Below are 23,535 nucleotides of genomic sequence, written 5' to 3'. Positions count from 1 at the left end.
TCTACTCCTAGAATTGCAAGCCAGCTTCACGCGCTGCATCAGCAAGCGCCTTCACACGGCCGTGATATTTAAAGCCACTGCGGTCGAAAGCAATCTTTTCGATGCCTTTGTCTGCCGCGCGTTCAGCAACTAGTTTACCTACAGCTTGAGCTGCAGCTACGTTGCTTGTGCCTTTAACTGTTTCAGCAATTGCTTTTTCAACAGTAGAAGCAGCAGCCAGTACTTTACCCTCAACGTTTACTACTTGAGCGTAAATGTGACGTGGCGTGCGGTGGATAACAAGACGTGTTGTGCCTTGTTCGATAATGTTTCTACGACTGCGTTTAGCACGACGTAGACGAGCTGTTTTCTTATCCATCGTCTTACCTTACTTCTTCTTAGCTTCTTTACGACGCACGTTTTCGTCTGCGTAACGAACACCTTTACCTTTGTAAGGCTCTGGAGCACGGTATGCACGAATGTTAGCAGCTGTTTGACCAACTAGTTGCTTATCTGCGCCTTTAACAAGAATTTCAGTTTGGCTTGGCGTTTCGATTGTAATACCTACTGGTACTTCGAAAACTACCGGGTGAGAGAAACCAAGAGTCAAATCTAATGTTTTACCCTTAGAAGCCGCACGGTAACCAACACCAACTAGCTGAAGTTTCTTCTCATAACCATTGCTTGCGCCGATGATCATGTTGTTGATTAGAGCGCGAGCAGTACCTGCTTGGTCCATGCGTTTTCAATGCCATCACGAGGTGTAGTCGTGATTACATTATCATTTAACGCAACTTCAACTGCAGCGTGGATTGTGCGAGACAATTCACCGTTTTTGCCTTTAACCTTGATGTCCTGGCCGTTGATTGTAACTTCAACACCGGCAGGAACAGTAATTGGAGCCTTCGCTATACGAGACATGTGTTCCCCTCCAGAATTAAGCTACAAAGCCAATGATTTCACCGCCCACACCGGCTTTACGCGCAGCACGGTCAGTCATCAGGCCTTTAGAAGTTGATACGATAGCGATACCTAGACCACCCATTACCTTTGGTAATTCGTCACGTTTCTTATAGATACGTAGACCAGGGCGGCTAACACGCTGGATGTTTTCGATAACAGCTTTGCCTTCGAAGTACTTAAGTTCGATAGTCAATTCTGCTTTAACATCGCTATTTACTGCGAAATCAGAAATATAACCTTCATCTTTCAATACTTTAGCGATAGCTACTTTCAGCTTTGAAGTTGGCATAGATACTGATACCTTCTTCGCAGTCTGACCGTTACGGATACGTGTAAACAAATCCGCAATAGGATCTTGCAAGCTCATGTCTTACTCCCGTGATTCTATTACCAAGAAGCCTTTTTAAGGCCAGGAATTTCACCGCGCATAGCAGCTTCGCGAACTTTAATACGGCTCATGCCGAATTTGCGAAGGAAACCATGAGGGCGGCCCGTGATGTTACAACGATTACGTTGACGCGTAGGGGCAGAATCACGCGGTAAAGATTGTAGCTTAACAACCGCGTCCCAACGTTCTTCATCAGAAGTGTTAACACCGCTGATGATAGCTTTAAGAGCTAGACGCTTTTCAGCGAACTGAGCTACTAGTTTTGCACGTTTAGCTTCACGTGCTTTCATTGAATTCTTTGCCATAACCCTACCCTTATTTCTTGAATGGGAAGTTGAACGCTTCTAATAACGCACGGCCTTCATCATCATTTTTAGCTGTAGTAGTGATAGTAATATCCATACCACGAACTCTGTCCACTTTATCGTAATCGATTTCAGGGAAGATGATTTGTTCACGTACGCCCATAGAGTAGTTACCACGACCGTCGAATGACTTTGCGCTTACGCCACGGAAGTCACGTACACGAGGTAGTGCGATAAATACTAGACGCTCTAAGAATTCCCACATACGCTCGCCGCGTAGGGTTACTTTACAGCCAATAGGGTAGCCTTCACGCACTTTAAAGCCTGCAACTGATTTGCGTGCTTTAGTAATAAGCGCTTTTTGACCAGAGATTGCTTCAAGATCCGCTACTGCGTTATCAAGAATTTTCTTGTCTGCAAGGGCTTCACCCACACCCATATTAAGGGTGATTTTAGTGATCTGAGGGACTTGCATGACAGAGCTGTAGCCGAACTTTTCGAAAAGTTCTTTAACAACTTTGTCTTTGTACACTTCATGCAGTTTCGCCATCGTCTACTCCAACTATTTAGATAGTTTTACCAGTAGACTTGAAGAAACGGACTTTTTTACCGTCTTCAAATCTAAAACCAACACGATCCGCTTTACCCGTTTCTGGGTTAACAATCGCTACATTTGACACGTCGATTGACGCTTCTTTCTCAACGACACCACCAGGTTGCTGTAGTTGTGGTACAGGCTTTTGGTGTTTCTTGATAAGATTTACGCCTTCAACAAATACACGACCAGTTTCAGTAACAACTGAAAGCACTTTACCGCGCTTACCTTTGTCTTTACCGGCTAGTACGATTACTTCGTCATCACGACGGATTTTTGCTGCCATGATCGACTCCTTACAGTACTTCTGGGGCTAGTGAAATGATCTTCATGAACTTTTCAGAACGTAGTTCACGAGTCACAGGGCCAAAGATACGAGTACCGATTGGCTGAAGGTTTGCGTTAAGCATTACAGCAGCGTTTGAATCGAAACGGATCAAAGAACCGTCTGGACGACGAATGCCTTTTCTAGTGCGCACTACCACAGCGTTTAGTACATCACCTTTCTTCACTTTTGCGCGAGGAATCGCTTCTTTAACAGAAACTTTAATGATGTCACCAACCGTTGCGTAACGACGGTGCGAACCACCTAAGACTTTAATACACTGCACTTTGCGAGCGCCGCTGTTATCAGCAACGTCCAGCTGAGTTTGCATTTGGATCATCTTAATGAGTCTCCGGTGTAGTTACAACTCGCCTGAATTTGTTTAAAACCCAAGCATTTAGATTAATTTCCACTCAAAAAACGAAGCGTTCGTCTTTCAAGGGCGGGCAATTGTATCAGCAATATCGAGTGAAAGATAGGCTAAATTTTAATTAAATTAGCCGAACACGACTGAGGGGAAAAGGATTCTTTACCAATCAAAGGTGTATGTTTTTTGCTCAATGCTTTTTACTTTTAAAACGCGTAAGTATCCTTGCGCGTTTCATCAAAGTGGGGGTGATAATATTGAGATTCAAGTGTCATCAACAGGACTTTCGTCTCTTAGTTACCTTAAACCACCAGTTTTTATTTCAACTCGGTTTTTGGCGCAGTACGTTGGGCACGAATATGGTCCGCAACCTCAGATACCGTACCCAACCAAAATCCGTTTTCAGGGGCCTGCAAATATCCGAAAAGTTGAGTCAACATCTGTTTGTCGGTCGTGTATTGAGCACTTGAGCCTACATCATGGCCTGTTAATATGATCCACGCGTTGTTAGCCCGAAGCTGTTCTATCATTTGCTTTACTTGTTCAAATGTTTTTCCGTCTATGTCCAAACTCGTTAACTGCACAAAATCCACATAACCCGGGTTATTGCCTGTTTCATCGAGCCAACGTCTACCTGTGTCAAAATATTTTGCAACGATAGGCACATAACTTTTGACCGCCTCTCCCCGCCCGACAAAGGTTTGCCCACATGGGTAAGCAAACGAGCGAATTTTCACACCGAGATTAGTTTCAAGGTAGGTATTGGCATCAAGGATGTCTTTTTCCATCCACACCAAATTCACTTGTTCAAGCCCTGCATTTTGGGAGCGAAGCCACTGAAAATTTCCTGTACACAAATGAGACGACGAGTGATTGCCTATTTCATGTCCAGCTTTTGCCGCAGCCTTCCACCCTGCTATGTGTTCACTCACTGCGTTTGGAATTAAGTAAAACGTGCCTTTAACCTGATATTGATTAAGTAAAGGAACGCCTTCTGTTAATTGCGTTGCTCTCGCATCGTCGAAGGTAATGCTTATCGCATTACGAGCCTTATTCGGATACGTGATGTTTTTTGCTGGAACGGTTTCCACCGCATTATTTGCACTGACCTGCGCACAGGCAAACGAAGCGGACAATAACAGTAGTGGTAATCGCGGATATTTACTGAACATGTTTTAGCTACTCCTTTATATGAATTCACACCTTTAGACCGAAATAACCAACACGTTATTTCATTGTGTTCACACCGCTCAGATCTGATACCATTCAGAGGTTTAGTGAGTTCTGACAGCGTTATCAACCAACATAACAAGAAAATAGCGTCATGTTATTGTATTTTCGTCGCATGACTTGGCTTAAATAGTGCTAAGAGAGTAAACTCAGTACTAATAATAAACAAGGGATGTAGTAACGTGCTTTCTGTCAGTGAACATTATGAAAATGTCATCAAAATAGCCGGAAGTGGAATGGGTCACGTGTACCTCGCCACAGACACTCGGTTAGGCAGAAAAGTCGCCCTGAAGTTTTTAAAAGAGTCGGTCGGTCAAAAAGAAGATTTGCTTCGAGAAGCTCGTTTACTCGCACAGCTCAACCACACCAACATTGTACAGCTCTATGACGTGAAAGAGTCGGATCAAGGTTTATACCTTGAAATGGAATATGTGCAAGGCCAAACGTTAACCCATTATACCCGTACCGTAACCCTGTCACTTGAGAAAAAGCTGTCACTGCTGTTCGATATTGCAAATGGCTTAGTCGCGGCACATGAACGCAACATACTGCATTTAGATTTAAAACCAGAAAATATTCTGGTGAACGAACAAGGCGTCGCTAAAATCGCGGATTTTGGTATCGCGCAACTAAAAGAACAAGGTGCAAAGACAGCCAACACGAGTTATGGTTCACTCAAAGCCATGTCTCCTGAACAAATGAACCGCCTGCCGTTGGATCATCGAAGCGACTTATTCAGTTTTGGTATTATCGTCTTTCAGCTCTTAGCCGGACGTCACCCCTTTGGTGAAGATTCTGACAAAGCGGTTGCTGAGCGCATTCGCACCACACAATTGCCAGAAACCGCAAACCTAGTCTTCGGGTTACCGAAACCACTGACTGATTTAATGGATGCATTGCTAAAACAAGACCCTCAAAAGCGCCCCTTAAACACCCAAATAGTCGCCCACCAGCTTAAGCAAGCCCTGTTGCAAGCTAGTTATGAAGATTCCAGTGATACGATGGCGCTCAATGACGTTTTGCCTCCCCCGCGTTTCCCTCATCTTAAAAAAGCCCTTGTTGCCAGCTTAGGTGTGGTGTTCATCAGTTTGCTGTGTATATTTGGCTATCAATACTGGCAGGCCAACAAACCCAAAATCTACGTCGCCGCAGTGCCGCCTGAGTTTGTGGGAGACGGTCAACTTTTAGATTCGCATAAACAAATACTCAACCTCGCCATCAACGATGCGATAAAGCAATATTTTTTAAACGACTCTCACTATGTGCTCATTTCTGACAGTGAGGTGAACTTGGCCAAAAAACTACTGGGTGACAATGCGTCGCTAAAAGACTTAAGCCATGCGTTAAATGCTGAACAGTTGCTCACCATCCAACTCAATTGCACCCTACAGAGCTGCGACATTGAATTTAGTACCGTTGATGGGCAAAACGCTGCTCTGATTAATAACCTAAGAAATGTCAGCTCTAGTGAAAACTATGGCGAAATATTTAATATGACCCAAGCATCACTGGCAACATTGAGTTTTCAGCCGCTGAGTGACAATCCAAAATTGGATGCTGCAAATGATGAACGCCTCAGTCAATATGTCACACTCCAGCAAAAATCATTATCAGCAGACGCTGACTTGTCTGTATTACTGCCTGAAATTGAGAAGCTAATTAAAATATTCCCTGACTTTTTGCCGCTGTATTCGTTGTACGCCAGAAATGCCATTAAGGACTTTCGGAATACCTCGGACAAGTCTTTGCTTTATCGCTTAAAAGATATTCTTGATACCGCACCCAATGAATTTAAAGACAGTAGTGCATACCAAGTCGAGTTGATGCAATTATATCTATACCTGCAAGATACCCGACAAGCGACAAAAGCGCTCGATGCGATACAAAACTCTGCTTTAGATGCATTTCAAAAACAAGGCCAAACGAGCCAATTTTATAGCATGCAACAAGACTATGAAACTGCGCTCAAGCACATTGAAATTGCCTTTAAACTAAGGCCTACTCTTAGTGTTACCCGTAATGCTGCTATTTTAAATATGCGCTTGGGCCGCTATGACCAAGCGCTCACTTATTTAAAAAAAGCACAAGACTATGCCCCACAGGATTTCAAAACGCTCAAAAACATCGCAGACGTTTCACTATTTCTTGGTAAATTAACTGAAGCGGCAGACGCCTACAGAAGGTTAATTACACATGCAACGGTAAACTCAGCGATTTTGAATAACTACGCGGTAGTGCTTACATTACAAGGCGATTTAACAACCGCTTTAGACTATGCACAAAAAACGGTTGAAATCGCGCCTGACAATACTGACGCACTGATAAACCTTGCCGATTTATACCTTTTGACTGGCGAGGTAACTGAAGCTAATAACCTGTATCAAGAGATTGTCGACAGACATGATCAAAAGGGACTTGAACTCCCCCGAATACTGGCTCTGGCACATTTAGGGCAATTTCAAGCGGCATTAAGCTTAGTTGAAGAAAGCATTTTGCAAACGCCGGATTCAGCCGAAGCCTACTACGTCAAAACCTTAGTGCAAACGCTACTTGGCGAAAAATTCTCAGCAAGCGCCTCACTGCAGCAAAGTCTTAATCTTGGCTGGAACGCCGCGTTTTACCGCCTTGCTTGGTTTAAATCTTTATGTGATGTACAGAGTTTGGAGACTAAAATTGGCAAAGAACACTATGCGTATCTTTGCCAACCAGCTACGCCTAATTAGACTGGATCTGTGTCATCAATAATAACTCTAGGATCTTGCGAGAAATAACGAACATCCTCTTTTGGCTGCTCTGGTTGATCTGGTTGTTCTGGCTTTACGATTTTAGCGATTAACCGAAACGCAATTTCAAAGTTATAGTTGTCTACCAATCCAACTCTGTACGGTGTACTTAGATTGTCCGCCATTTCTTTTGCAATTTCATCTGGAATGGTTTTGCATGATTCAATGCTGGTGATGCTCACAATCATGCTTTTGCCTTCATTGGCCACAATGCTGCTTACTTGATAATTAAAGTTATCTTGGGCATTAACAAAAAGCGTCCCATTATCCGCAAACTGCCAACCTTCCACAGCGCTTTGTGCGCTGATTTGGTAATACAAATTGACTGTGCTCATTTCTTTTGATAAATGAATCTTAACCTCTTCACCTGTTTGACCATCAGTTCCCGTGATTGCCCACATTTCGCCATTTGCATTTGGTGACACTTCAAAGCTTAAAGAACTCGCCATTTTTGTTTTCCTTATAGAATTAATAAGTCGTACTACCACGTAATACAAACACACTTTAGCACGCCCAGCAATTACATCAGATTACATACATCGAAAAACTTACCACGACAGTAAAACATTCGCGCTAAAACAAAAAAGCGAGCCGATGCTCGCCTTTTCAATGTCTTCGTATCACCTAAAAACGCAGTGCTAACCTCCAAACAACCCTTTTAGCTTGTCTTTGAGTTTATCTTTTACTTTGTCTTTAGCCTGCTCTTTCGCCGCATCACTTAAATCAAGATTGGTTTTAACATCATGGAATGGCCCTTTTATCCGTACTGGTACTTTAAAGCCGGTACTTTTATCTTGGCTATTTTGGCCTTCAATCGTATCCACAATGCCCGTGACCAAACGATAGTCTACGAGTGTATTCGGCAAATCGACTTGTCCTTCGCCCGTAATACGTAAAAGCGGATTCGCCATCATAAGATCACGGTTTGTTCCAACGCCTTGTTTGAATAGGAAACTTCCCGTAAGAGATGAAAAATCGGTAGTTTTATCTTTGTCGAAATCACTATTAAGGCCATTTTTCAACGACGATAAATCCCCCTTTAATAACTCTTTTGCTTGGCGAACCATTTCTGCCAAATTGGCGCCTTTTACACCACCGTCAGTCAGCGCAAAGTTGAAGTTACCATTTAGCGCATTCACAAATTGCTTCTGGCTCTCGCCATGGGTCGCCAAGGCAAACGCAATGCTGCCTTTCCCTAATACCTTGTCAAACCCTACCGCGTCGTTCAACAGTGGCTGAGCATTAATTTTATCGAGCGAAAAATCGCTGCTAATCTGGTAAGGCGTTTTCGCTGCATTAATGGTTACCTGCCCAACCCCATTGCCTTCGTATGCATTGAATTTATCTAGGCTAAGTTTGGCTACACCATTTTTGGCCACCAGCGAGAACTGGTTTTCACCCAACGTTATTTTTCTGGCTTTCAAGCCTGTCGCCGTCACGTTTAACTCAATATCAAGCCCTTTCAAAGCCGACAGGTCAATTTTGCTGTCATCCCATACTATCGGTTCAGGCTTTGTTGCCGGTGAGCTTTCTTCTTGCTTTTTATCTTGTAGCTCTGGAGGTAAGTAAGGATTTACATCCAACATGCCTAAATCAAATTTTGCACGAATAGCCGGCACGTCGGCAAGCGTTACGGTGCTCGCCCCTGTGATTTTGAGCGCATCCAGAGAAGCACTAAAGTCGGTTAACTTAAACACATTTTGATTCAAGGCCATTTTACCTTTCACCGCAAACGCGTTATAAGCCTCTGCCGATTGGGCAAGCGTTACACCGTGCCACTGTGTGAGTTTCGCTAACGAGTCCCCTTTGACCTCTAACGCACCGTCGACCTGTTTACCACCCTGTGCAATTTGCCCCTCAAAATCGAGTGACAATGGTGCAGCATTCACGCTCGTTTTAACCGCGTAAGGCTGTCCTTCGATGAGTTTCGCGGGCGTTTCAAGCGTCGTCTCTAAACGTACTACTTCGTTTTTATACGTGACTTCACCATTAATTTGCATATTTTTGAACAAAGAAGGGAGTAAAACGGTGACATTGACGTTTTGTAACTGTTCTTTGGCACCCGTTACCCCGTCGAGATACGTTACGCTACCACCATAAATAGCCACTTCGCCCAGTGCGATATCTAAGCCTTCCGGCAAGGTAGTTGCGCTTTGCCCTGCCGCAGCAGGTTCGCGGTTCGTTGCCGCAAACAATTGCCAGTTTGGCTTACCTGTTTTACTGGTTTCGAGCAAAATGGTCGGCTCTTGAATAACGAATCTATCCAACTCGATTTTACCGCTGAAAATAGACATCCAAGGTAAATGCAATGTCAGCGACTTCATGCTGACCATATTTTTGCCAGTCCCCTCTGGGAAATTCGCAAACTGAACGTCATTTAGCGCGATGTTTAAACTTGGGAATATAGATAACGATGCGCCCCCTTGAATAGTCAGTGTACGGCCTGTCATGGCTTCAACTTCTTGGGTGACTTCTGCGACAATCGCATCGGTGGAGATAAGTCGTGGGATCACAATTGCCCCAGCAACAATGACAATGCCCACCCCAGCCAGTATTTTCATTCCTCTAGACATAGTTCCCTCGCGTTTTTCGTTGCGGTTATTTGGTCATATTAGCGCCGCAATAAAATAAAATCATGTCAATTTCCTTTTTCGTTTATCGCTGCATCGTGCATTTTCAATAAATTGTACAAATAAACTTCAAACGGACTTGGATATTCTCAATGCAAATTGCATCAAAAGGATTCTTCGGTATGATGCTCGCCCTTACATTGACGAGAATTTAGCTACACTTAATAGCTATCGCAAAATTCAGTTGGAGACTTTACCCAGCATGAAAAAGCTGCTTACTTCCCCTTCAAAAATGGCGCTACCCGAAATCGAAAGCGGTATTTATCAAAACATTTTAAAACAAGCGACTGACATTAGCCTGAATCTAATGGCAGTAAAAGTAACTAATCACCCTGAAGACTTTTTGGGTTGGTGTTTTGAGCTACTCGATGTGGCAAAGCGACGTATCAATTTTGATTTACTTGAAGATACCCAGTTACCAACGGTAAAAAAACTGCAGGATTTACTGCAAAATGCGATCAGCTACTTACAGTTAAAATCATTACGTGTTGCGCCTTGGCCCGTGTTAATGATGTTTATCGAAGGCAATAAGGAAGCATTGGCTCTCGATGAGCAATTAGCACTCCTTAAGCATATTGATGCATTACGCGAACAGAAGCTCGCGGATATGATTGTGGAAGATCGCCTTGTTTTTACCGGTAAATACGCCGCAACACATGACACCAGTGCCTACCCGTTCGACTGTGAATGGTTTGCGGCAACGAAAAGTGCGAAGGGGTTTCATCAAGTCTTAGCCGATGTACCGTTTAGCTTCGATGAGGCACTCACGCACATTCCCCTTGAAGGTGATGTGACTGAAGCTCATTACCAAGCGTTCATCGTTGCTTATTTACAGGCCTTTAACGGCATTGACGACACCCCTACGCTTGCACCTGCAACACGCTTACTCGCTATGCGCAGACCGGATGTATTTACGCCGGTGATGGCAAGTAAGTTGGACACGCTGTGTATGGCGCTTGGTGTTGCACGATTATCGAATCGTGACTTTGGTCGCTATTGGGATGATATTGTGCAGACGATTCATGCGATGCCTTGGTTTAGACAAAGCCTTCCAGCGAATGAGTTAGAAACGACACTGACACGCTACAAGGCACTACTCCCTTGTTGGTTCTATTACGTTGACGAAGACACGCCTGAGCAATCAAATTACTTTAAAGCACTGAATAAGCCAAAAAGAACGAGTTCAGGTCGTGCGACTAGTGGCACAAAATCGGTCAGGCGAGGAAAAGAATCTGCGACCGTGTTAGTGGATAGAGCACTGGACAATCCAGATTTACCCGCGTATCTGCAAGACAAGCGTGACTCGATAATTGCCGAAGTGGAAAAAGGTCGCTCTGTCAACGAAACCATTCAATTACTGCGTACCATTTTTGGTTAATCCGTCTAAATCCAACCTCATTGAATATTCAATACCATGTTGAATGCTCAATGAGGTGCAGGCGACTGCTTTTACATTAATCCCTTCCAATAGCACCAAACCTTCCGCCTGTTCGCTGCGAAAAGCGCTTTTTGATCATAAAGTTATGATGCTCGGTACAAGTGCAGCGCTGTACATTTTTGCACCAAAAAAGTGCGTATAAATCCTCACCAGTCCCGAGACTCGTTTCCTGAGCAAATCATAACCAATTGTTATTATTGTATTAATAAAGAAATTTAAATAAAAAATGGAGATTGGCGTGTCAGTTGCTATTACTTAGTCAGATACAATGAATGAGGTGACAACAATGACAACAAAAAAAATCGTGCTTGCAACGTGCGCCTTGCTCGCGCTCTCTAGTCAATCTGCTCTCGCTGGCGTGGAAGCCAACGTAGCGGCAAGCTCCAACTACTTTTGGCGAGGTATCACACAAACCGGCGATAAAGCAGCCGTGAGCGGTGGACTCGACTACAGCCATGAAAGTGGTTTCTATGTCGGAACTTGGATGTCAACGATTGATTTCGGTGAAGAAGCAAGCGCAGGGTACGAGACTCGATGTATACGGCGGCTTTGCATGGGAAAGTAATGGGATTGGCTATGACGTCGGCTACTTGTATTACGCTTACCCTGACGCGGCTGAAAACATTGATTTCGGTGAGATTTACGGCTCAGTTACGTGGGAATGGTTAACGCTAAAAGCGTCGTACACCACATTTGTTGATGAAGCATCCGCGCCAAGCGGGGACATGTTGTATCTTGAAGCAAATGCCTCATTTACCGTGCTCAACGAGACCACGTTAGATATTCACATTGCTCAGTCTAGTGGCGATACAATTAAAGATTGGTATGGTGAAGACGATAGCTACATGGATTACGGGATAAGCCTTACTAAAAGTGGCATCACACTCGGACTGAAAAAAGTCGACCTTAAGGCCGACGACGACATTAAAGTGTTTGCAAGTTACGGTGTAAGCTTCGAGCTGTAACGGGCATTCCTTTGATACTTGCTGCAAATCAGGGGCCTTTCGGCCCTTTATGCGTTTTCTTTCTCAATGCTTAAGCCAGTTACGGAACACTGTGACCTGTTGACGCTTGCCAAATCCGATACCATTGCTCTCGATTAAGCTCGATGGCTTTGGCCGCAACGGCACTTTTCACACGTTCTATGTTACCCGTTCCAAGCACAATACTGGGGGCACTTGGTAATGCCATAAGCCAAGCGTAAGCAACTTGATCCAGAGATTTAGCCTCAAGCTCCTCACCCACTTGTGCCATGACGTCGCGAAGTCGACGTGCTTTTTCATCGTCGTGACTGAATAGACGACCACCAGCGAGTGGTGACCACAACATGGGGTGCATACCAAGCTGCTGACACTGATCTAATGTACCATCATCCAACGCTTTCATTTCGTATGGTGAGCATTCAATTTGATTGGTGACTAACGGGAAGTTTAACCGCGATTGCAGCAAGGCAATTTGCGACGGTGTAAAATTTGAGACACCGAAGTGCAATACATCACCGTTTTGCTTAAGTGTGTTAAACGCATCCGCCATTTCATCCGCATTCATTAGATAATCTGGGCGGTGGATCAACAGTACATCCAACCTATCCGTACCGAAATGGCGAAGTGACTGCTGCACACTTGCAATAATGTGCGCCTTACTCGAGTCATAGTGATTCGCTTTACCTGCCAACCCCTTGCTTGCGAATGCGGGACGGATCCCACATTTGGTGATGATACGAATTTGGTCGCGCAGTGTCGGAGCGGCTTTAAGCGCTTCACCAAATTTGGCTTCACATTCGTATTGACCATAGATATCGGCGTGGTCAGTATCGATAATCCCTCGCTCAATACCTTGTTCAATAAATTTAATGCATTGTTGCGTGGAAAATTGCCAATCCAACAAGCGCCAAAAGCCAAGGACTAAGTCACCTATCGGTCTTACTGTTTCATTCATAACGTGATCTCTACTTTTTCCGCGACAGTTTTCGCTGCGGTCACTGCTTCTTCTACAGAATGTCCACGAGCCAATGCAACCCCCATGCGACGAGTTCCCTTCACTTCCGGTTTGCCAAACAAACGTAAGTCGGTATTTGCAATACTCAACGCATTGTACACATTCCCGAACTGCAATTCGGTTGACTCACCAGTCACCAGGATCACACTTGATGCCGATGGGCCATGGAAGTGAATAGTAGGGATAGGTAAACCAAGTATGGCGCGGACATGTAACGCAAATTCACTTAAGTCTTGCGAAATCAATGTCACCATTCCGGTGTCGTGAGGACGCGGAGACACTTCGCTAAAATAGACGTCATCACCTTTGACGAATAATTCCACGCCAAACAAACCTCGACCTCCCAAGGCTTCAGTAACTTTATGCGCAATTTCTTGGCTGCGTGCCAGTGCCATCGGTGACATGGCTTGTGGTTGCCAACTTTGTTGGTAATCTCCGTTTTCTTGATGGTGACCGATTGGTTCGCAAAAGCTCGTGCCATCAACGTGACGTACGGTTAACAACGTAATTTCATAATCAAAGTCAATAAAGCCTTCCACAATGACACGGCCTTTTCCTGCCCGACCACCTTCCTGAGCATATTGCCATGCTCGCGCTATGTCGCTTTCGTGTTTAACCACACTTTGACCTTTACCCGATGAGTCTCATTATCGGTTTCACTACGCAAGGCATGCCAATGTCACGCACTGCTTGGTCAAAATCATCAAAACTATCGACAAATTGATACGGTGACGTCGGCAAACCAAGGTTTTCTGCAGCAAGACGTCGGATCCCTTCGCGATTCATGGTTAATTGTGCGGCTTTTGCTGTTGGTACTACCGTGAACCCCTCTGCTTCCAAAGAAACCAGCCTGTCCGTCGCAATCGCTTCAATTTCTGGCACAATGTAGTCAGGATTCTCTTGACGAATGATAGCTTCTAATTGCTCACCATCGAGCATGGATAACACATAACTGCGGTCGGCTACTTGCATCGCTGGTGCGTTCTCGTAGCGGTCGAGCACCACCACTTCTGCGCCGAGTCGCTTAAACTCGATAACCACTTCTTTGCCAAGCTCGCCACCACCACACAGCAACACTTTGCATGCGGTATTCGAAAAAGGGGTTCCTAGCGCTTTGATTTTCATATTGGTTCCTTGGTAACTGGCGACACATTGCGCCGTAAAACATTGTTTTATTCTATCGCAACTTGGCCTTGAGCAGGCGGATAATCAAGCAGTTGAAGCGTGAGTTCATCACCATCGTTCAGTACATCAACCCCTTTTGGTGTGCCTGTAAGGACAATGTCACCGGGCTCTAATGTGAACGATTGGCTGATTTCACGCAGGAGTCTTTCCAATGGAAACAACATCAAGGCACTGTCTCCATGCTGTTTTAATTCTCCATTTTGCCAAAAACGGTATTCGTATGAGGAGGATTTAGACAGTGAACACCGGTGAAATGCAGTAACGGGACAACTGCTGTCGTAGGCTTTCGCTCGCTCCCATGGATGACCCTTGGCTTTTAACTCATTTTGTACCTCACGCGACGTTATATCTAACGCAAGGCCAACCCCGACAATACATTGCAACGGTGAGACCGTACCACGAGTGATTGTTTCACCAACCAGTAGCGCCAATTCGGCTTCAAAGTGGTGAGCACCGAGTTTTTTATTCAAGGTGAGGTTGCGATCAAAACGGACTATCGATGTCTTCGGTTTAATAAATAAAATTGGGTTATCCGGTATTGGATTATCAAGTTCTTTTGCGTGCTCAACGTAGTTTCGACCTACACAAACGGCCTTGCCTATTGGCAAATCAATCTTCGAGCCATCTGACCAAATATGTGAATACATTCACGCTCCTTTTACCAAAGAATTAAAAGACTGGTCTGCGTCGCGGTTTCTCGGTTGCTATGCAGGTACAAGCACGTTATAACTTTTGCAAGCCAATATTAAACAAGAGATAACCCATGCAGAATCATGCCAATGTACCACTAACTGACTTTATTGAATATCCGCAGAATGAAATGTTAGCGCGCGCGCAGTGCTTTCTGGAAAATAGCCAACGTCGTCATTCAATTCGCAGTTTTAGCGACCGCGATGTGCCACAACCGATTATTGAAGCCTGTATAAAAACGGCAGGTCTTGCACCAAGTGGAGCGAACCATCAACCATGGCACTTTGTGGCTATCAGCAGCCCTGAGGTGAAACAAAAAATCCGCATTGCAGCGGAAAATTTAGAACGTTCATTTTATGAAGGACGTGCGGGCGAGGAATGGCTTAATGCGCTAAAACCGTTGGGAACAGACGCGAGTAAACCTTACTTAGAGCATGCTCCATGGCTCATTGCGATTTTTAGTCAGAAAAAAGGTGGGATACACGCTGAAGATGCGAACACGAACTACTATGTACACGAGTCGGTAGGTATCGCGACTGGCTTTTTAATCCAAGCACTGCACAACGCCGGACTTGTGACCCTAACACACACACCAAAACCGATGTCTTTTTTAACCGAGATCTGTGGTCGCGATGCGGACAATGAACGTCCTTACATGCTTATTATTGCGGGTTACCCCGCTGAGGATGCTAGCGTGCCTGAACATGCCCTAGTGAAAAAGTCGCTTGAGGAAATTGCCACCTTTTTGTAGAAGACGCCCATAAAAAGACCAAAACGCCACAGAAGAGTCTGTGGCGTTATATTTAAGCGTACTTCTGTGCTAGTAAATCGCGAGTTTGTCTTCTTTTGAAAGACCACTAATGACTTCAACCTTGTCGCCAAACGCATCGCCCAATCGAATGTAACGACGGCTGAGGACGCCATTATCAACCACTTGCACCATATCGAGTTGTCCGTATTGCTTCACTAAGTGAGATGGAATAAGCAATGCCGGGCGTTGTTCTAGCTGATATTCAATTTGTGCATACATTCCTGGCACAACAGACGGCATTAACCCCATGTCGAGCTTAACCAAAAATGTACGCGCACTGCTGTCTGCGACAGGCACAATCTCACTAATGGTGGCATATTGAGTAAGTGATGTAGCGGGCACATACACTTTGAGTTTATCACCCACTTGCATATGAGCAGCTTGCTGTTCGCGTACTGCTGCTTGTACTTGAAGTTGCGCTGGATTATACAGTGACAGCAACGCCGTACCTGGCGCAACGATGGAACCCGGCTCGACAAGGCGCTCTACGACTGTGCCCGAAATAGGCGCTTGAATTTGGCTAAATCCTAACGCAATTTCAGCGGCAGTCAGTTGCTGAGATAACGCGTTTTGCCTTGCGTTCAACTCATCCACTTTCGCACGCCATTCATCAACTTGATTAATGGCGACTAAACCCTGCTCTAGCAAAGCTTGGCTGCGCTCTAGCTGTTTCTTTGCCTGTTGAAGTTGTGCGGTATTGGCGTCTTGCTCCGCTTTCACTTGAGAAACTTGGGCTTTTAGGTCCGCATCATCTAACCGTGCCAGAATTTGCCCTTGCTCCACTTTGTCTCCTGCCCGCACAGTTAATGTTTTGAGCTGGGCTAACAAACGACTGGCAACCAAGGTGTTTTCTTTGGCGACAATACTCCCCGGTGCGCGTTCTGTGACATTGAGTAGTTCAATACTGACGTTTTGAATAGAGCCTTTGAATGCTTGCTGTTGTTCTTTAAGACCCGCAGGTGTTTTGTCAGCGAATAAACCCGCCATCCAAGCAACAGCAATTAACAGCCCAACAATAGCAGCGATAGGAAGCGCAATTTTATTACTTAAGCGCATGGCGTTTCTCCTTGAGAAGGTGATGTATCCTCAGCAAACACGAGGTAGTAAACAAGCGGCACAACAATGAGTGAAAATAATGTCGAGGCAATAATGCCAAAGATGATAGCAAGCGCGAGTCTCGCTAAATACTGGGTCGAGAATGATCACCATGTTACCGAGTAATGTCGTACCCGCAGTTAAAAGCACGGGTCGCATACGAACGCTGCCGGCTTGGATCAACGCAGTACGGATAGAAGCGCCTTGCTCTCTGGCTTGATTGATGAAATCAATTAAGATCAAAGAATTGCGCACAACGATGCCAGCCAGAGCAATCATGCCTATCATCGCGGTCGCGGTGAATAACACAGGTTCAGGCGCCCCTGCTATTTCGCGCTCGCCGAACTGATTCAACAACCAAAAGCCCGGCATAATCCCTATCATTGTCAATGGAATTGCCGACATGATGATAAGTGACACACTGCTTGATGCCGTTTGGAAGCGTAAAATCACGAAAATTGCGGTGAGTGCGAATGCAAATGCGATACCCATATCTCGAAACACATCGACCGTGATCCGCCATTCACCTTCGCCACCAAACAGATACTGTGTACCTGCTGGCATTTGCCAATAGGCTCCGCCACCACTTTGTAGGTAATTTCTCGTTTCCCAGTGTGATACGTTTTGTTCTGGAATAATTTCACCTGTTGGAATTTCATCAGCAACGACATCCGCGATAACTTCGGCAGGCGTGCGACCATTCAACTCAGCGGTCACGTAAATCACTTCTCGCAAATCTTTTCGCATTATCATCGGCTCAACACGCGGCGACTTGAGTCTCACCTAACTCAGAGAGCGCGACTAAAGGGCGTTTGGCCGATGTAAGTCCAAAATCATCACCTTGTTTAACAAGATCTTGTCGACCACGAATTTGCAATGCCATCAGATTCTGCCATTCGTTTCTATCTTGATAAGGCAACTGCAACTGGATAGGTAAAGGTTCTGCTTCATCCGCAACGTACATAAGACCCGCAACCTGTCCACCGCTGGCAATTGCCAAAGTCTGATTGATGTCTTGCGTTGCAATACCCGACAGCGCAGCCTTTTCTTTGTCCGTCACAAACCTTTTTAACGGCGCATGAGCCGCAATCGAGATGTCAACTTCAACTACGTGCGGTTCCAGAGCTATACGGCTTGCTAATCTCTCGGCGGCTTCCTGATGCACCTCTGGTGAAATAAAAGCATCAGCATAAACTTCCGCAACGAGCGTACTTAAAACAGGAGGACCTGGCGGGACTTCAACAACTTTGACTAGCACACCATCTCGGCTAAAGGGCTGTAACGCTTGGCGCAGTCGCAATACCACACCATGAGATTGGTGGTCTCTTGTCAATTTATCCGTTAGTAAAACACGTAACTCACCAAAATGGCTGGCTTCACGGCGATAATAACCGCGTACCATACCATTGAAGTCCATACTGGATGGTTTGCCCACGTATCCCGCAACGGCTGTGACTTCTGACATCTGCCAGACAATTTGTTGGACTTGCTTGGTCATACGCGCGGTATGTTCAAGGCTGGTTCCTTCTGGCATATCAATCAGAATTTGTACTTCATTTTTATTATCAAAAGGCAGCAACTTAAGCGGAACAGCACGAAACATCGGCAAACTGACACTAGCGATAAATAAACCTAGCACAGACCAAAGCACCCATTTTGCTTTACGTTTATCGTCTAATAATGGCGTGATAAACCGAGCATAGGGGCCTTGCTCTATTTGCTTGCCGTCTATTACCTCATCCTGAAGAGACGACTGATTCAATAACATTTTGGCAAGCCAAGGCGTAACGAAAAACGCCACAACGGTAGACACAATTACACTTACAGGCACGTTAAATGCCATAGGTGCCATATACGGACTTCATCATGCCTGTAATGTATGCTAATGGAATAAACGCCATAACAATGGTAAGTGTCGACATGATAAGCGGCATCTTGACTTCGCTGATGGCGTCGACAATAGAGACATCCTTACTTTTCCCTTTTTTAAGCAAATGTCGGCTGATGTTATCGATGCCGGTGATCGGATCATCAACAAGCAAACCCAGTGAAAGAATAAGGGCGAACAATGTCACGCGATTGATGGAGTAACCAAACGCAAAGTCCAAAGCGAGTGTAATGCCATAGCAAATCGGCACCGCTAAGCCAACAACAATGGCCGGACGCCAACCTAAAAATACGCCAACAAACACCACAACCGTAAATACGGCAAACGCTAAACTCGACGTGAGATCGTTTACTTTCTCATCAGCAGTTTGTCCGTAATTACGCAGTACCTTTACCCCTATCTCTTTTGGCAAAATTGACTGTTGTAACTTGTCCATTAACGCGAGACTCTGTTCAGCAACAGACACCGCATTACTGCCTCGCTGTTTAGCGACACTGAGTGTAACCATAGGCAAATTTTGCTCACTATCGGTTGTAGCAAGCCATTGATAATTGTTTGGTTCTGCTGCACCGTCTTGTATGCTCGCGACGTCTTTTAAATAGATGGATTGGCCATTAATCACATTCACAACCAGTTTTTCAATACTACGCTTGCTACGCAATACATCGCCAGCCTCTACTGCGAATGCCGTTTGCCCAGAGACTACGGTTCCAACATATTGCACTTGGTTTGAAAGCTGAAGCGCCATTAACACATCAAGCGGTGTAGTTTGATGTGCAGCCAATGCTGTCGCATCGAGATAGATTTGAATTTGACGAGTGCGACCTGCAATGACTTTCACTTCACTCGTATCTGGGATCTGCTGAAGCTGAGTCGATATTTCTTGAGCAAAACGGGTGAGTTCAAAATCGGAATAACGGGTGGTGTCTTTACTGTATAAACCAAGCATCACAATCGGTACGTCATCAACTTCGATTGGACGGATCTGCCAATTATTGATAACGCGTGCCATGGTATGCTGATTCGCGTAGAGCTTGGCGTAAGTATTTAATATCGCCTTTTCCCGGTCTTCCCCAACGTAAAAGCGTAGCGTAACTACTGCGCCTCCCGTTTGTGTAGTCGAATAAACATGTTCCACACCTGGGATCTGCATCAACAGTTTTTCGAGCGGTGTGGTGACTAATCGAGCGACTTCTGGCGCTTCTGTATTTGGAGCTTCAACTAAAATATCGAGCATAGGCACAACGATTTGTGGCTCTTCTTCACGCGGTGTGAAATTAAGTGCCATCGTGCCCAATAAAATAGACAGTATAAATACAAAGATGGGAAATTTACCCGATAAACTCTGCCGAACCGCCTGTTCAGTCATGCTCATGCATTTTCTCCTTGCTGACAAAACACAGTATAGAGCCCTTGTAGGATTACAGCGACACGCTCATCCGCTACTCGATAGTAGATTGCTTGTCCCTCGCGACGTGTAGAAACGATGCCGGCATTTCTCAAGCTTGCAAGATGTTGGGAAAGTGCCGATTGTGCGAGCGGGATAGAATCATTTAGTTCGCTGACGCTCACTTCTCCTTGCTGCAAACGGCATAAGATCATCAATCGATTTTTGTTTGCCATTAACTTTAACAATGTTTCTGCCTGTTCGGCATTGTGTGCCATCGCTTGAAGATCCATATTGACTGCCCAAAACTTATTTAAGTGAGCACAGTATAGGCAATTATATTAGCTAAGTCTAATATTAGATATTGCTAATTTAGCCTTTTCTAATATACTAATGTTGTGTATATATTGGTCTCTTGAGGTTTGACATGAAGCTACATGCCTTTTTACGCTTAATTGCGGGTGTTATGGTGCTGGTATCTCTATTTTTAACTCACTACGTTCACCCAAATTGGGTTTGGTTTACCGTCTTTATTGCTGCTAACCTTATCCAGTCAGCATTCACAAAGTGGTGTCCAATGATCACCATCTTAAAGAAAATCGGAATAGAGGAAGAATAATGCTCAAGCCCATTCAGGATATTTTGCAAACAGTAAAACCGTCTCTTCGTTGTATTACCGCGAAAGAAGCAAAGGAAGAAATTATGACTAATGGTGGCTTACTGGTTGACGTTCGTGAACCTGAAGAACATCAAGCAAGAGCAGCCAAAGGTTCAATTAATGTTCCTCGGGGACTTTTGGAATTTAAACTGCCTGCAATTGAAGCCGACTGTCATCGTCCAATCTATGTGCATTGTGCGGCGGGGGGACGAGCGGTACTTGCTGCAGAGCAATTAGAACGGATCGGCTATCAAAGTGTTACCGTGATTGGTTGTAAAGCAGACGAGATCTGTGAAGTTTTTTAGTACTTGATTTGGCATTATAAAAAGGCCTCTTCTTTCGAAGAGGCCTTTTTATCTAATTAAGAGTTAGACTCACCTTGTCGGGAACACCTAGTTCGGCATAGAGATAGGGCTGACTACCAAGTTTGACGTAACCGTAATGTGATTTAACACCAAAATACAAAAAAGCCCGACTCGTTCGGATCGGGCTTTCTTTAATTAGAGTCGGGGACGCCTAGTCCGGCTGCGCTTCGCTTGCGTTCCTCGGACTGCGAAGATGATCAATCTTCGGTTCCTCGTCACCCTACTTTCACATGGCAGCTGCCACACTATCATCGGCCGGGGCTGGCCTTCCAGCTGTTGCGTTTCACTTCTGAGTTCGGCATTGGGATAGAGCTGACTCCCAGTCTGGTATAACAGTAATGCAATTTAACGCCAAAATGCAAAAAAGCCCGACTCTTTCGGATCGGGCTTTCTTTAATTAGAGTCGGGGGCGCCTAGCCTAGCCTGGCGATGGTCGGGGACGCCTAGTCCGGCTGCGCTTCGCTTGCGTTCCTCGGACTGCGAAGATTATCAATCTTCGCTTCCTCGTCACCCTACTTTCACATGGCAGCTGCCACACTATCATCGGCCGGGGCTGGCCTTCCAGCTGTTGTGTTTCACTTCTGAGTTCGGCATTGGGATAGAGCTGACTACCCAGTCTGGTATAACAGTAATGCTATTTAACACCAAAATGCAAAAAAGCCCGACTCTTTCGAATCGGGCTTTCTTTAATTAAGAGCCTGGCGATGTCCTACTTTCACATGGCAGCTGCCACACTATCATCGGCGCTGTTGCGTTTCACTTCTGAGTTCGGCATGGGGTCAGGTGGGTCCACAACGCTATTGTCACCAAGCAAATTCTGCTTAGATTTTGTTCTAATTTTTATTTATCTTTTAAAAACCCGCTCGTTGAGCGGGTTTTCTTTAATTAAGAGCCTGGCGATGTCCTACTTTCACATGGCAGCTGCCACACTATCATCGGCGCTGTTGCGTTTCACTTCTGAGTTCGGCATGGGGTCAGGTGGGTCCACAACGCTATTGTCACCAAGCATAAGCTGGTCGTCTACTCGCTACCGCAAGTAAACTAAATCTGGAATTCTGATATTAATGTCTTTTACTTCGTCGTTGTCTACTTTAGTCAATACTTAACTTCTAACAACTTAAACCACTTTGGCGTTGTATGGTTAAGCCTCACGGGTAATTAGTACAGGTTAGCTTCACGCCTCACAGCGCTTCCACACCCTGCCTATCAACGTTGTAGTCTCCAACGGCCCTTTAGTGGAGTTAAACTCCAAGTGAGAACTCATCTCGAGGCTCGCTTCCCGCTTAGATGCTTTCAGCGGTTATCGATTCCGAACGTAGCTACCGGGCAATGCCATTGGCATGACAACCCGAACACCAGCGGTTCGTCCACTCCGGTCCTCTCGTACTAGGAGCAGCCCCTCTCAATTCTCAAACGCCCACGGCAGATAGGGACCGAACTGTCTCACGACGTTCTAAACCCAGCTCGCGTACCACTTTAAATGGCGAACAGCCATACCCTTGGGACCGACTTCAGCCCCAGGATGTGATGAGCCGACATCGAGGTGCCAAACACCGCCGTCGATATGAACTCTTGGGCGGTATCAGCCTGTTATCCCCGGAGTACCTTTTATCCGTTGAGCGATGGCCCTTCCATTCAGAACCACCGGATCACTATGACCTACTTTCGTACCTGCTCGACGTGTCTGTCTCGCAGTTAAGCTTGCTTCTACCATTACACTAACCGAGCGATGTCCGACCGCTCTTAGCAAACCTTCGTGCTCCTCCGTTACTCTTTGGGAGGAGACCGCCCCAGTCAAACTACCCACCAGGCACTGTCCGTAACCCCGATTAGGGGCCAACGTTAGAACATCAAACATACAAGGGTGGTATTTCAAGGACGGCTCCACAAGAACTAGCGTTCTTGCTTCAAAGCCTCCCACCTATCCTACACATGTAGGTTCAATGTTCAGTGCCAAGCTATAGTAAAGGTTCACGGGGTCTTTCCGTCTAGCCGCGGGTACACAGCATCTTCACTGCGATTTCAATTTCACTGAGTCTCGGGTGGAGACAGCGTAGCCATGATTACGCCATTCGTGCAGGTCGGAACTTACCCGACAAGGAATTTCGCTACCTTAGGACCGTTATAGTTACGGCCGCCGTTTACCGGGGCTTCGATCAAGAGCTTCGTCCGAAGACTAACCCCATCAATTAACCTTCCGGCACCGGGCAGGCGTCACACCGTATACGTCATCTTACGATTTTGCACAGTGCTGTGTTTTTAATAAACAGTTCCAGCTACCTATTCTCTGCGACTCCCGTCTGCTTACACCGCGAGGGCTTAACAGACAAGAGCGTACCTTCTCCCGAAGTTACGGTACCATTTTGCCTAGTTCCTTCACCCGAGTTCTCTCAAGCGCCTTAGTATTCTCTACCTGACCACCTGTGTCGGTTTCGGGTACGATTCGATATGAACT

Annotated in this window: 20 protein-coding genes, 3 rRNA genes and 3 pseudogenes (1 of these 26 only partly in view); 7 read left to right on the top strand and 19 right to left on the bottom strand. The window is 45.5% G+C overall.

Annotated elements, in window-relative coordinates; genetic code table 11:
* Positions 1-7: 7 nt before the first annotated feature.
* The 8 genes and pseudogenes from rplR to J5O05_RS11865 form a co-directional block, all read right to left on the bottom strand.
* Positions 8-358 (bottom strand): 50S ribosomal protein L18, encoded by a 351-nt coding sequence (gene rplR / locus J5O05_RS11900; RefSeq protein ID WP_208842226.1) that lies wholly within the window; start codon positions 356-358, stop codon positions 8-10.
* A 9-nt stretch (positions 359-367) separates the two neighbouring features.
* Positions 368-900, bottom strand: a pseudogene (rplF, locus tag J5O05_RS11895) (50S ribosomal protein L6).
* A 16-nt stretch (positions 901-916) separates the two neighbouring features.
* The gene (gene rpsH / locus J5O05_RS11890) at positions 917-1,309 is read right to left on the bottom strand and encodes a 30S ribosomal protein S8 (RefSeq protein WP_208842225.1); all 393 of its coding nucleotides are present in this window, start codon (positions 1,307-1,309) and stop codon (positions 917-919) included.
* Positions 1,310-1,329: 20 nt separating this feature from the next.
* Positions 1,330-1,635, bottom strand: coding sequence for a 30S ribosomal protein S14 (gene rpsN / locus J5O05_RS11885; protein ID WP_208842224.1), 306 nt, complete (start codon positions 1,633-1,635; stop codon positions 1,330-1,332).
* A 10-nt stretch (positions 1,636-1,645) separates the two neighbouring features.
* The gene (gene rplE, locus J5O05_RS11880; RefSeq protein WP_208842223.1) at positions 1,646-2,185 is read right to left on the bottom strand and encodes a 50S ribosomal protein L5; all 540 of its coding nucleotides are present in this window, start codon (positions 2,183-2,185) and stop codon (positions 1,646-1,648) included.
* 16 nt (positions 2,186-2,201) lie between these two features.
* Entirely contained in the window at positions 2,202-2,516 is a 315-nt protein-coding gene (rplX, locus tag J5O05_RS11875; RefSeq protein WP_208842222.1) for a 50S ribosomal protein L24, read from the bottom strand.
* Positions 2,517-2,526: 10 nt separating this feature from the next.
* On the bottom strand, positions 2,527-2,895 hold the full coding sequence (gene rplN / locus J5O05_RS11870; protein WP_208842221.1) for a 50S ribosomal protein L14: 369 nt from the start codon (positions 2,893-2,895) through the stop codon (positions 2,527-2,529).
* A 344-nt stretch (positions 2,896-3,239) separates the two neighbouring features.
* Positions 3,240-4,094 (bottom strand): polysaccharide deacetylase family protein, encoded by an 855-nt coding sequence (locus J5O05_RS11865; protein ID WP_208842220.1) that lies wholly within the window; start codon positions 4,092-4,094, stop codon positions 3,240-3,242.
* A gap of 294 nt (positions 4,095-4,388) precedes the next feature.
* Between J5O05_RS11865 and J5O05_RS11860 the strand changes: the two genes are divergently transcribed.
* A complete protein-coding gene (locus J5O05_RS11860) occupies positions 4,389-6,875 on the top strand; it encodes a serine/threonine-protein kinase (RefSeq protein WP_208842219.1) in 2,487 nt (828 codons plus the stop codon).
* On the opposite strand, the gene J5O05_RS11855 is transcribed toward J5O05_RS11860, so the two are convergent.
* Positions 6,872-7,384: a hypothetical protein gene (locus J5O05_RS11855; protein WP_208842218.1), complete on the bottom strand. Its 513-nt coding sequence runs from the start codon at positions 7,382-7,384 to the stop codon at positions 6,872-6,874. The genes J5O05_RS11860 and J5O05_RS11855 overlap by 4 nt on opposite strands.
* A gap of 189 nt (positions 7,385-7,573) precedes the next feature.
* Positions 7,574-9,508: an AsmA family protein gene (locus J5O05_RS11850; RefSeq protein WP_208842217.1), complete on the bottom strand. Its 1,935-nt coding sequence runs from the start codon at positions 9,506-9,508 to the stop codon at positions 7,574-7,576.
* Positions 9,509-9,767: 259 nt separating this feature from the next.
* On the opposite strand from J5O05_RS11850, the gene J5O05_RS11845 reads away from it, so the two are divergent.
* From J5O05_RS11845 to J5O05_RS11840, 3 genes are all read left to right on the top strand, one after another.
* Entirely contained in the window at positions 9,768-10,943 is a 1,176-nt protein-coding gene (locus tag J5O05_RS11845) for a hypothetical protein (protein WP_208842216.1), read from the top strand.
* Between the two features lie 346 nt (positions 10,944-11,289).
* Positions 11,290-11,568, top strand: coding sequence for a TorF family putative porin (locus tag J5O05_RS22480; protein WP_280117644.1), 279 nt, complete (start codon positions 11,290-11,292; stop codon positions 11,566-11,568).
* Complete coding sequence (locus J5O05_RS11840; protein WP_280117643.1) at positions 11,507-11,968, top strand: TorF family putative porin; 462 nt, start codon at positions 11,507-11,509, stop codon at positions 11,966-11,968. The genes J5O05_RS22480 and J5O05_RS11840 overlap by 62 nt, the downstream gene beginning before the upstream one ends.
* Positions 11,969-12,047: 79 nt before the next feature.
* On the opposite strand, the gene J5O05_RS11835 is transcribed toward J5O05_RS11840, so the two are convergent.
* The 3 genes and pseudogenes from J5O05_RS11835 to J5O05_RS11825 all read right to left on the bottom strand — a co-directional run bounded on the left by J5O05_RS11835 (position 12,048) and on the right by J5O05_RS11825 (position 14,833).
* Positions 12,048-12,941: an aldo/keto reductase gene (locus J5O05_RS11835; protein ID WP_208842215.1), complete on the bottom strand. Its 894-nt coding sequence runs from the start codon at positions 12,939-12,941 to the stop codon at positions 12,048-12,050.
* A pseudogene (gene purT, locus J5O05_RS11830) lies at positions 12,938-14,126 on the bottom strand (formate-dependent phosphoribosylglycinamide formyltransferase). Before purT ends, J5O05_RS11835 begins: the two are co-directional and overlap by 4 nt.
* Positions 14,127-14,173: 47 nt before the next feature.
* Positions 14,174-14,833, bottom strand: a complete 660-nt coding sequence (locus J5O05_RS11825; RefSeq protein WP_208842214.1) for a fumarylacetoacetate hydrolase family protein — start codon at positions 14,831-14,833, stop codon at positions 14,174-14,176.
* 116 nt (positions 14,834-14,949) lie between these two features.
* Here J5O05_RS11825 and J5O05_RS11820 point away from each other — a divergent pair, with 116 nt between their 5' ends.
* Entirely contained in the window at positions 14,950-15,627 is a 678-nt protein-coding gene (locus J5O05_RS11820; protein ID WP_208842213.1) for a nitroreductase family protein, read from the top strand.
* 69 nt (positions 15,628-15,696) lie between these two features.
* Here the strand turns inward: J5O05_RS11820 and J5O05_RS11815 are convergent, their stop codons facing one another.
* From J5O05_RS11815 to J5O05_RS11805, 3 genes and pseudogenes are all read right to left on the bottom strand, one after another.
* On the bottom strand, positions 15,697-16,743 hold the full coding sequence (locus J5O05_RS11815; RefSeq protein WP_208842212.1) for an efflux RND transporter periplasmic adaptor subunit: 1,047 nt from the start codon (positions 16,741-16,743) through the stop codon (positions 15,697-15,699).
* Positions 16,734-20,045, bottom strand: a pseudogene (locus tag J5O05_RS11810) (efflux RND transporter permease subunit). The gene J5O05_RS11815 and the pseudogene J5O05_RS11810 overlap by 10 nt, the downstream one beginning before the upstream one ends.
* The gene (locus J5O05_RS11805) at positions 20,042-20,350 is read right to left on the bottom strand and encodes an ArsR/SmtB family transcription factor (protein ID WP_208842211.1); all 309 of its coding nucleotides are present in this window, start codon (positions 20,348-20,350) and stop codon (positions 20,042-20,044) included. Before J5O05_RS11805 ends, J5O05_RS11810 begins: the two are co-directional and overlap by 4 nt.
* A gap of 134 nt (positions 20,351-20,484) precedes the next feature.
* Here J5O05_RS11805 and J5O05_RS11800 point away from each other — a divergent pair, with 134 nt between their 5' ends.
* Both J5O05_RS11800 and J5O05_RS11795 read left to right on the top strand, forming a co-directional pair.
* On the top strand, positions 20,485-20,676 hold the full coding sequence (locus J5O05_RS11800; RefSeq protein ID WP_208842210.1) for a YgaP family membrane protein: 192 nt from the start codon (positions 20,485-20,487) through the stop codon (positions 20,674-20,676).
* On the top strand, positions 20,676-21,020 hold the full coding sequence (locus tag J5O05_RS11795) for a rhodanese-like domain-containing protein (RefSeq protein ID WP_208842209.1): 345 nt from the start codon (positions 20,676-20,678) through the stop codon (positions 21,018-21,020). Before J5O05_RS11800 ends, J5O05_RS11795 begins: the two co-directional genes overlap by 1 nt.
* Before the next feature lie 756 nt (positions 21,021-21,776).
* On the opposite strand, the gene rrf (J5O05_RS11790) is transcribed toward J5O05_RS11795, so the two are convergent.
* The 3 genes from rrf (J5O05_RS11790) to J5O05_RS11780 all read right to left on the bottom strand — a co-directional run.
* Positions 21,777-21,891, bottom strand: a 5S ribosomal RNA gene (rrf, locus tag J5O05_RS11790).
* An 80-nt stretch (positions 21,892-21,971) separates the two neighbouring features.
* Positions 21,972-22,086, bottom strand: a 5S ribosomal RNA gene (gene rrf, locus J5O05_RS11785).
* Positions 22,087-22,217: 131 nt separating this feature from the next.
* Positions 22,218-23,535 (bottom strand): 23S ribosomal RNA (locus J5O05_RS11780) (it continues 1,568 nt past the right edge of the window).

The organism is Pseudoalteromonas xiamenensis (assembly GCF_017638925.1).
Lineage (GTDB): Bacteria > Pseudomonadota > Gammaproteobacteria > Enterobacterales > Alteromonadaceae > Pseudoalteromonas > Pseudoalteromonas xiamenensis.
Note: the sequence above shows the minus strand (reverse complement) of the source record. Positions and strands in the feature narration are given on the sequence as shown.

What these genes read in the sequence shown, in the direction of transcription:
- J5O05_RS11805 (WP_208842211.1), bottom strand. Translation starts at nt 20,350, where the DNA reads ATGGATCTTCAAGCGATGGCACACAATGCCGAACAGGCAGAAACATTG.
- J5O05_RS11820 (WP_208842213.1), top strand. Translation starts at nt 14,950, where the DNA reads ATGCAGAATCATGCCAATGTACCACTAACTGACTTTATTGAATATCCG.
- J5O05_RS11800 (WP_208842210.1), top strand. Translation starts at nt 20,485, where the DNA reads ATGAAGCTACATGCCTTTTTACGCTTAATTGCGGGTGTTATGGTGCTG.
- J5O05_RS11825 (WP_208842214.1), bottom strand. Translation starts at nt 14,833, where the DNA reads ATGTATTCACATATTTGGTCAGATGGCTCGAAGATTGATTTGCCAATA.
- J5O05_RS22480 (WP_280117644.1), top strand. Translation starts at nt 11,290, where the DNA reads ATGACAACAAAAAAAATCGTGCTTGCAACGTGCGCCTTGCTCGCGCTC.
- J5O05_RS11795 (WP_208842209.1), top strand. Translation starts at nt 20,676, where the DNA reads ATGCTCAAGCCCATTCAGGATATTTTGCAAACAGTAAAACCGTCTCTT.
- J5O05_RS11855 (WP_208842218.1), bottom strand. Translation starts at nt 7,384, where the DNA reads ATGGCGAGTTCTTTAAGCTTTGAAGTGTCACCAAATGCAAATGGCGAA.
- J5O05_RS11815 (WP_208842212.1), bottom strand. Translation starts at nt 16,743, where the DNA reads ATGCGCTTAAGTAATAAAATTGCGCTTCCTATCGCTGCTATTGTTGGG.
- rpsH (WP_208842225.1), bottom strand. Translation starts at nt 1,309, where the DNA reads ATGAGCTTGCAAGATCCTATTGCGGATTTGTTTACACGTATCCGTAAC.
- J5O05_RS11850 (WP_208842217.1), bottom strand. Translation starts at nt 9,508, where the DNA reads ATGTCTAGAGGAATGAAAATACTGGCTGGGGTGGGCATTGTCATTGTT.
- J5O05_RS11835 (WP_208842215.1), bottom strand. Translation starts at nt 12,941, where the DNA reads ATGAATGAAACAGTAAGACCGATAGGTGACTTAGTCCTTGGCTTTTGG.
- rplX (WP_208842222.1), bottom strand. Translation starts at nt 2,516, where the DNA reads ATGGCAGCAAAAATCCGTCGTGATGACGAAGTAATCGTACTAGCCGGT.
- J5O05_RS11865 (WP_208842220.1), bottom strand. Translation starts at nt 4,094, where the DNA reads ATGTTCAGTAAATATCCGCGATTACCACTACTGTTATTGTCCGCTTCG.
- J5O05_RS11860 (WP_208842219.1), top strand. Translation starts at nt 4,389, where the DNA reads ATGGGTCACGTGTACCTCGCCACAGACACTCGGTTAGGCAGAAAAGTC.
- rplN (WP_208842221.1), bottom strand. Translation starts at nt 2,895, where the DNA reads ATGATCCAAATGCAAACTCAGCTGGACGTTGCTGATAACAGCGGCGCT.
- rpsN (WP_208842224.1), bottom strand. Translation starts at nt 1,635, where the DNA reads ATGGCAAAGAATTCAATGAAAGCACGTGAAGCTAAACGTGCAAAACTA.
- J5O05_RS11845 (WP_208842216.1), top strand. Translation starts at nt 9,768, where the DNA reads ATGAAAAAGCTGCTTACTTCCCCTTCAAAAATGGCGCTACCCGAAATC.
- rplR (WP_208842226.1), bottom strand. Translation starts at nt 358, where the DNA reads ATGGATAAGAAAACAGCTCGTCTACGTCGTGCTAAACGCAGTCGTAGA.
- rplE (WP_208842223.1), bottom strand. Translation starts at nt 2,185, where the DNA reads ATGGCGAAACTGCATGAAGTGTACAAAGACAAAGTTGTTAAAGAACTT.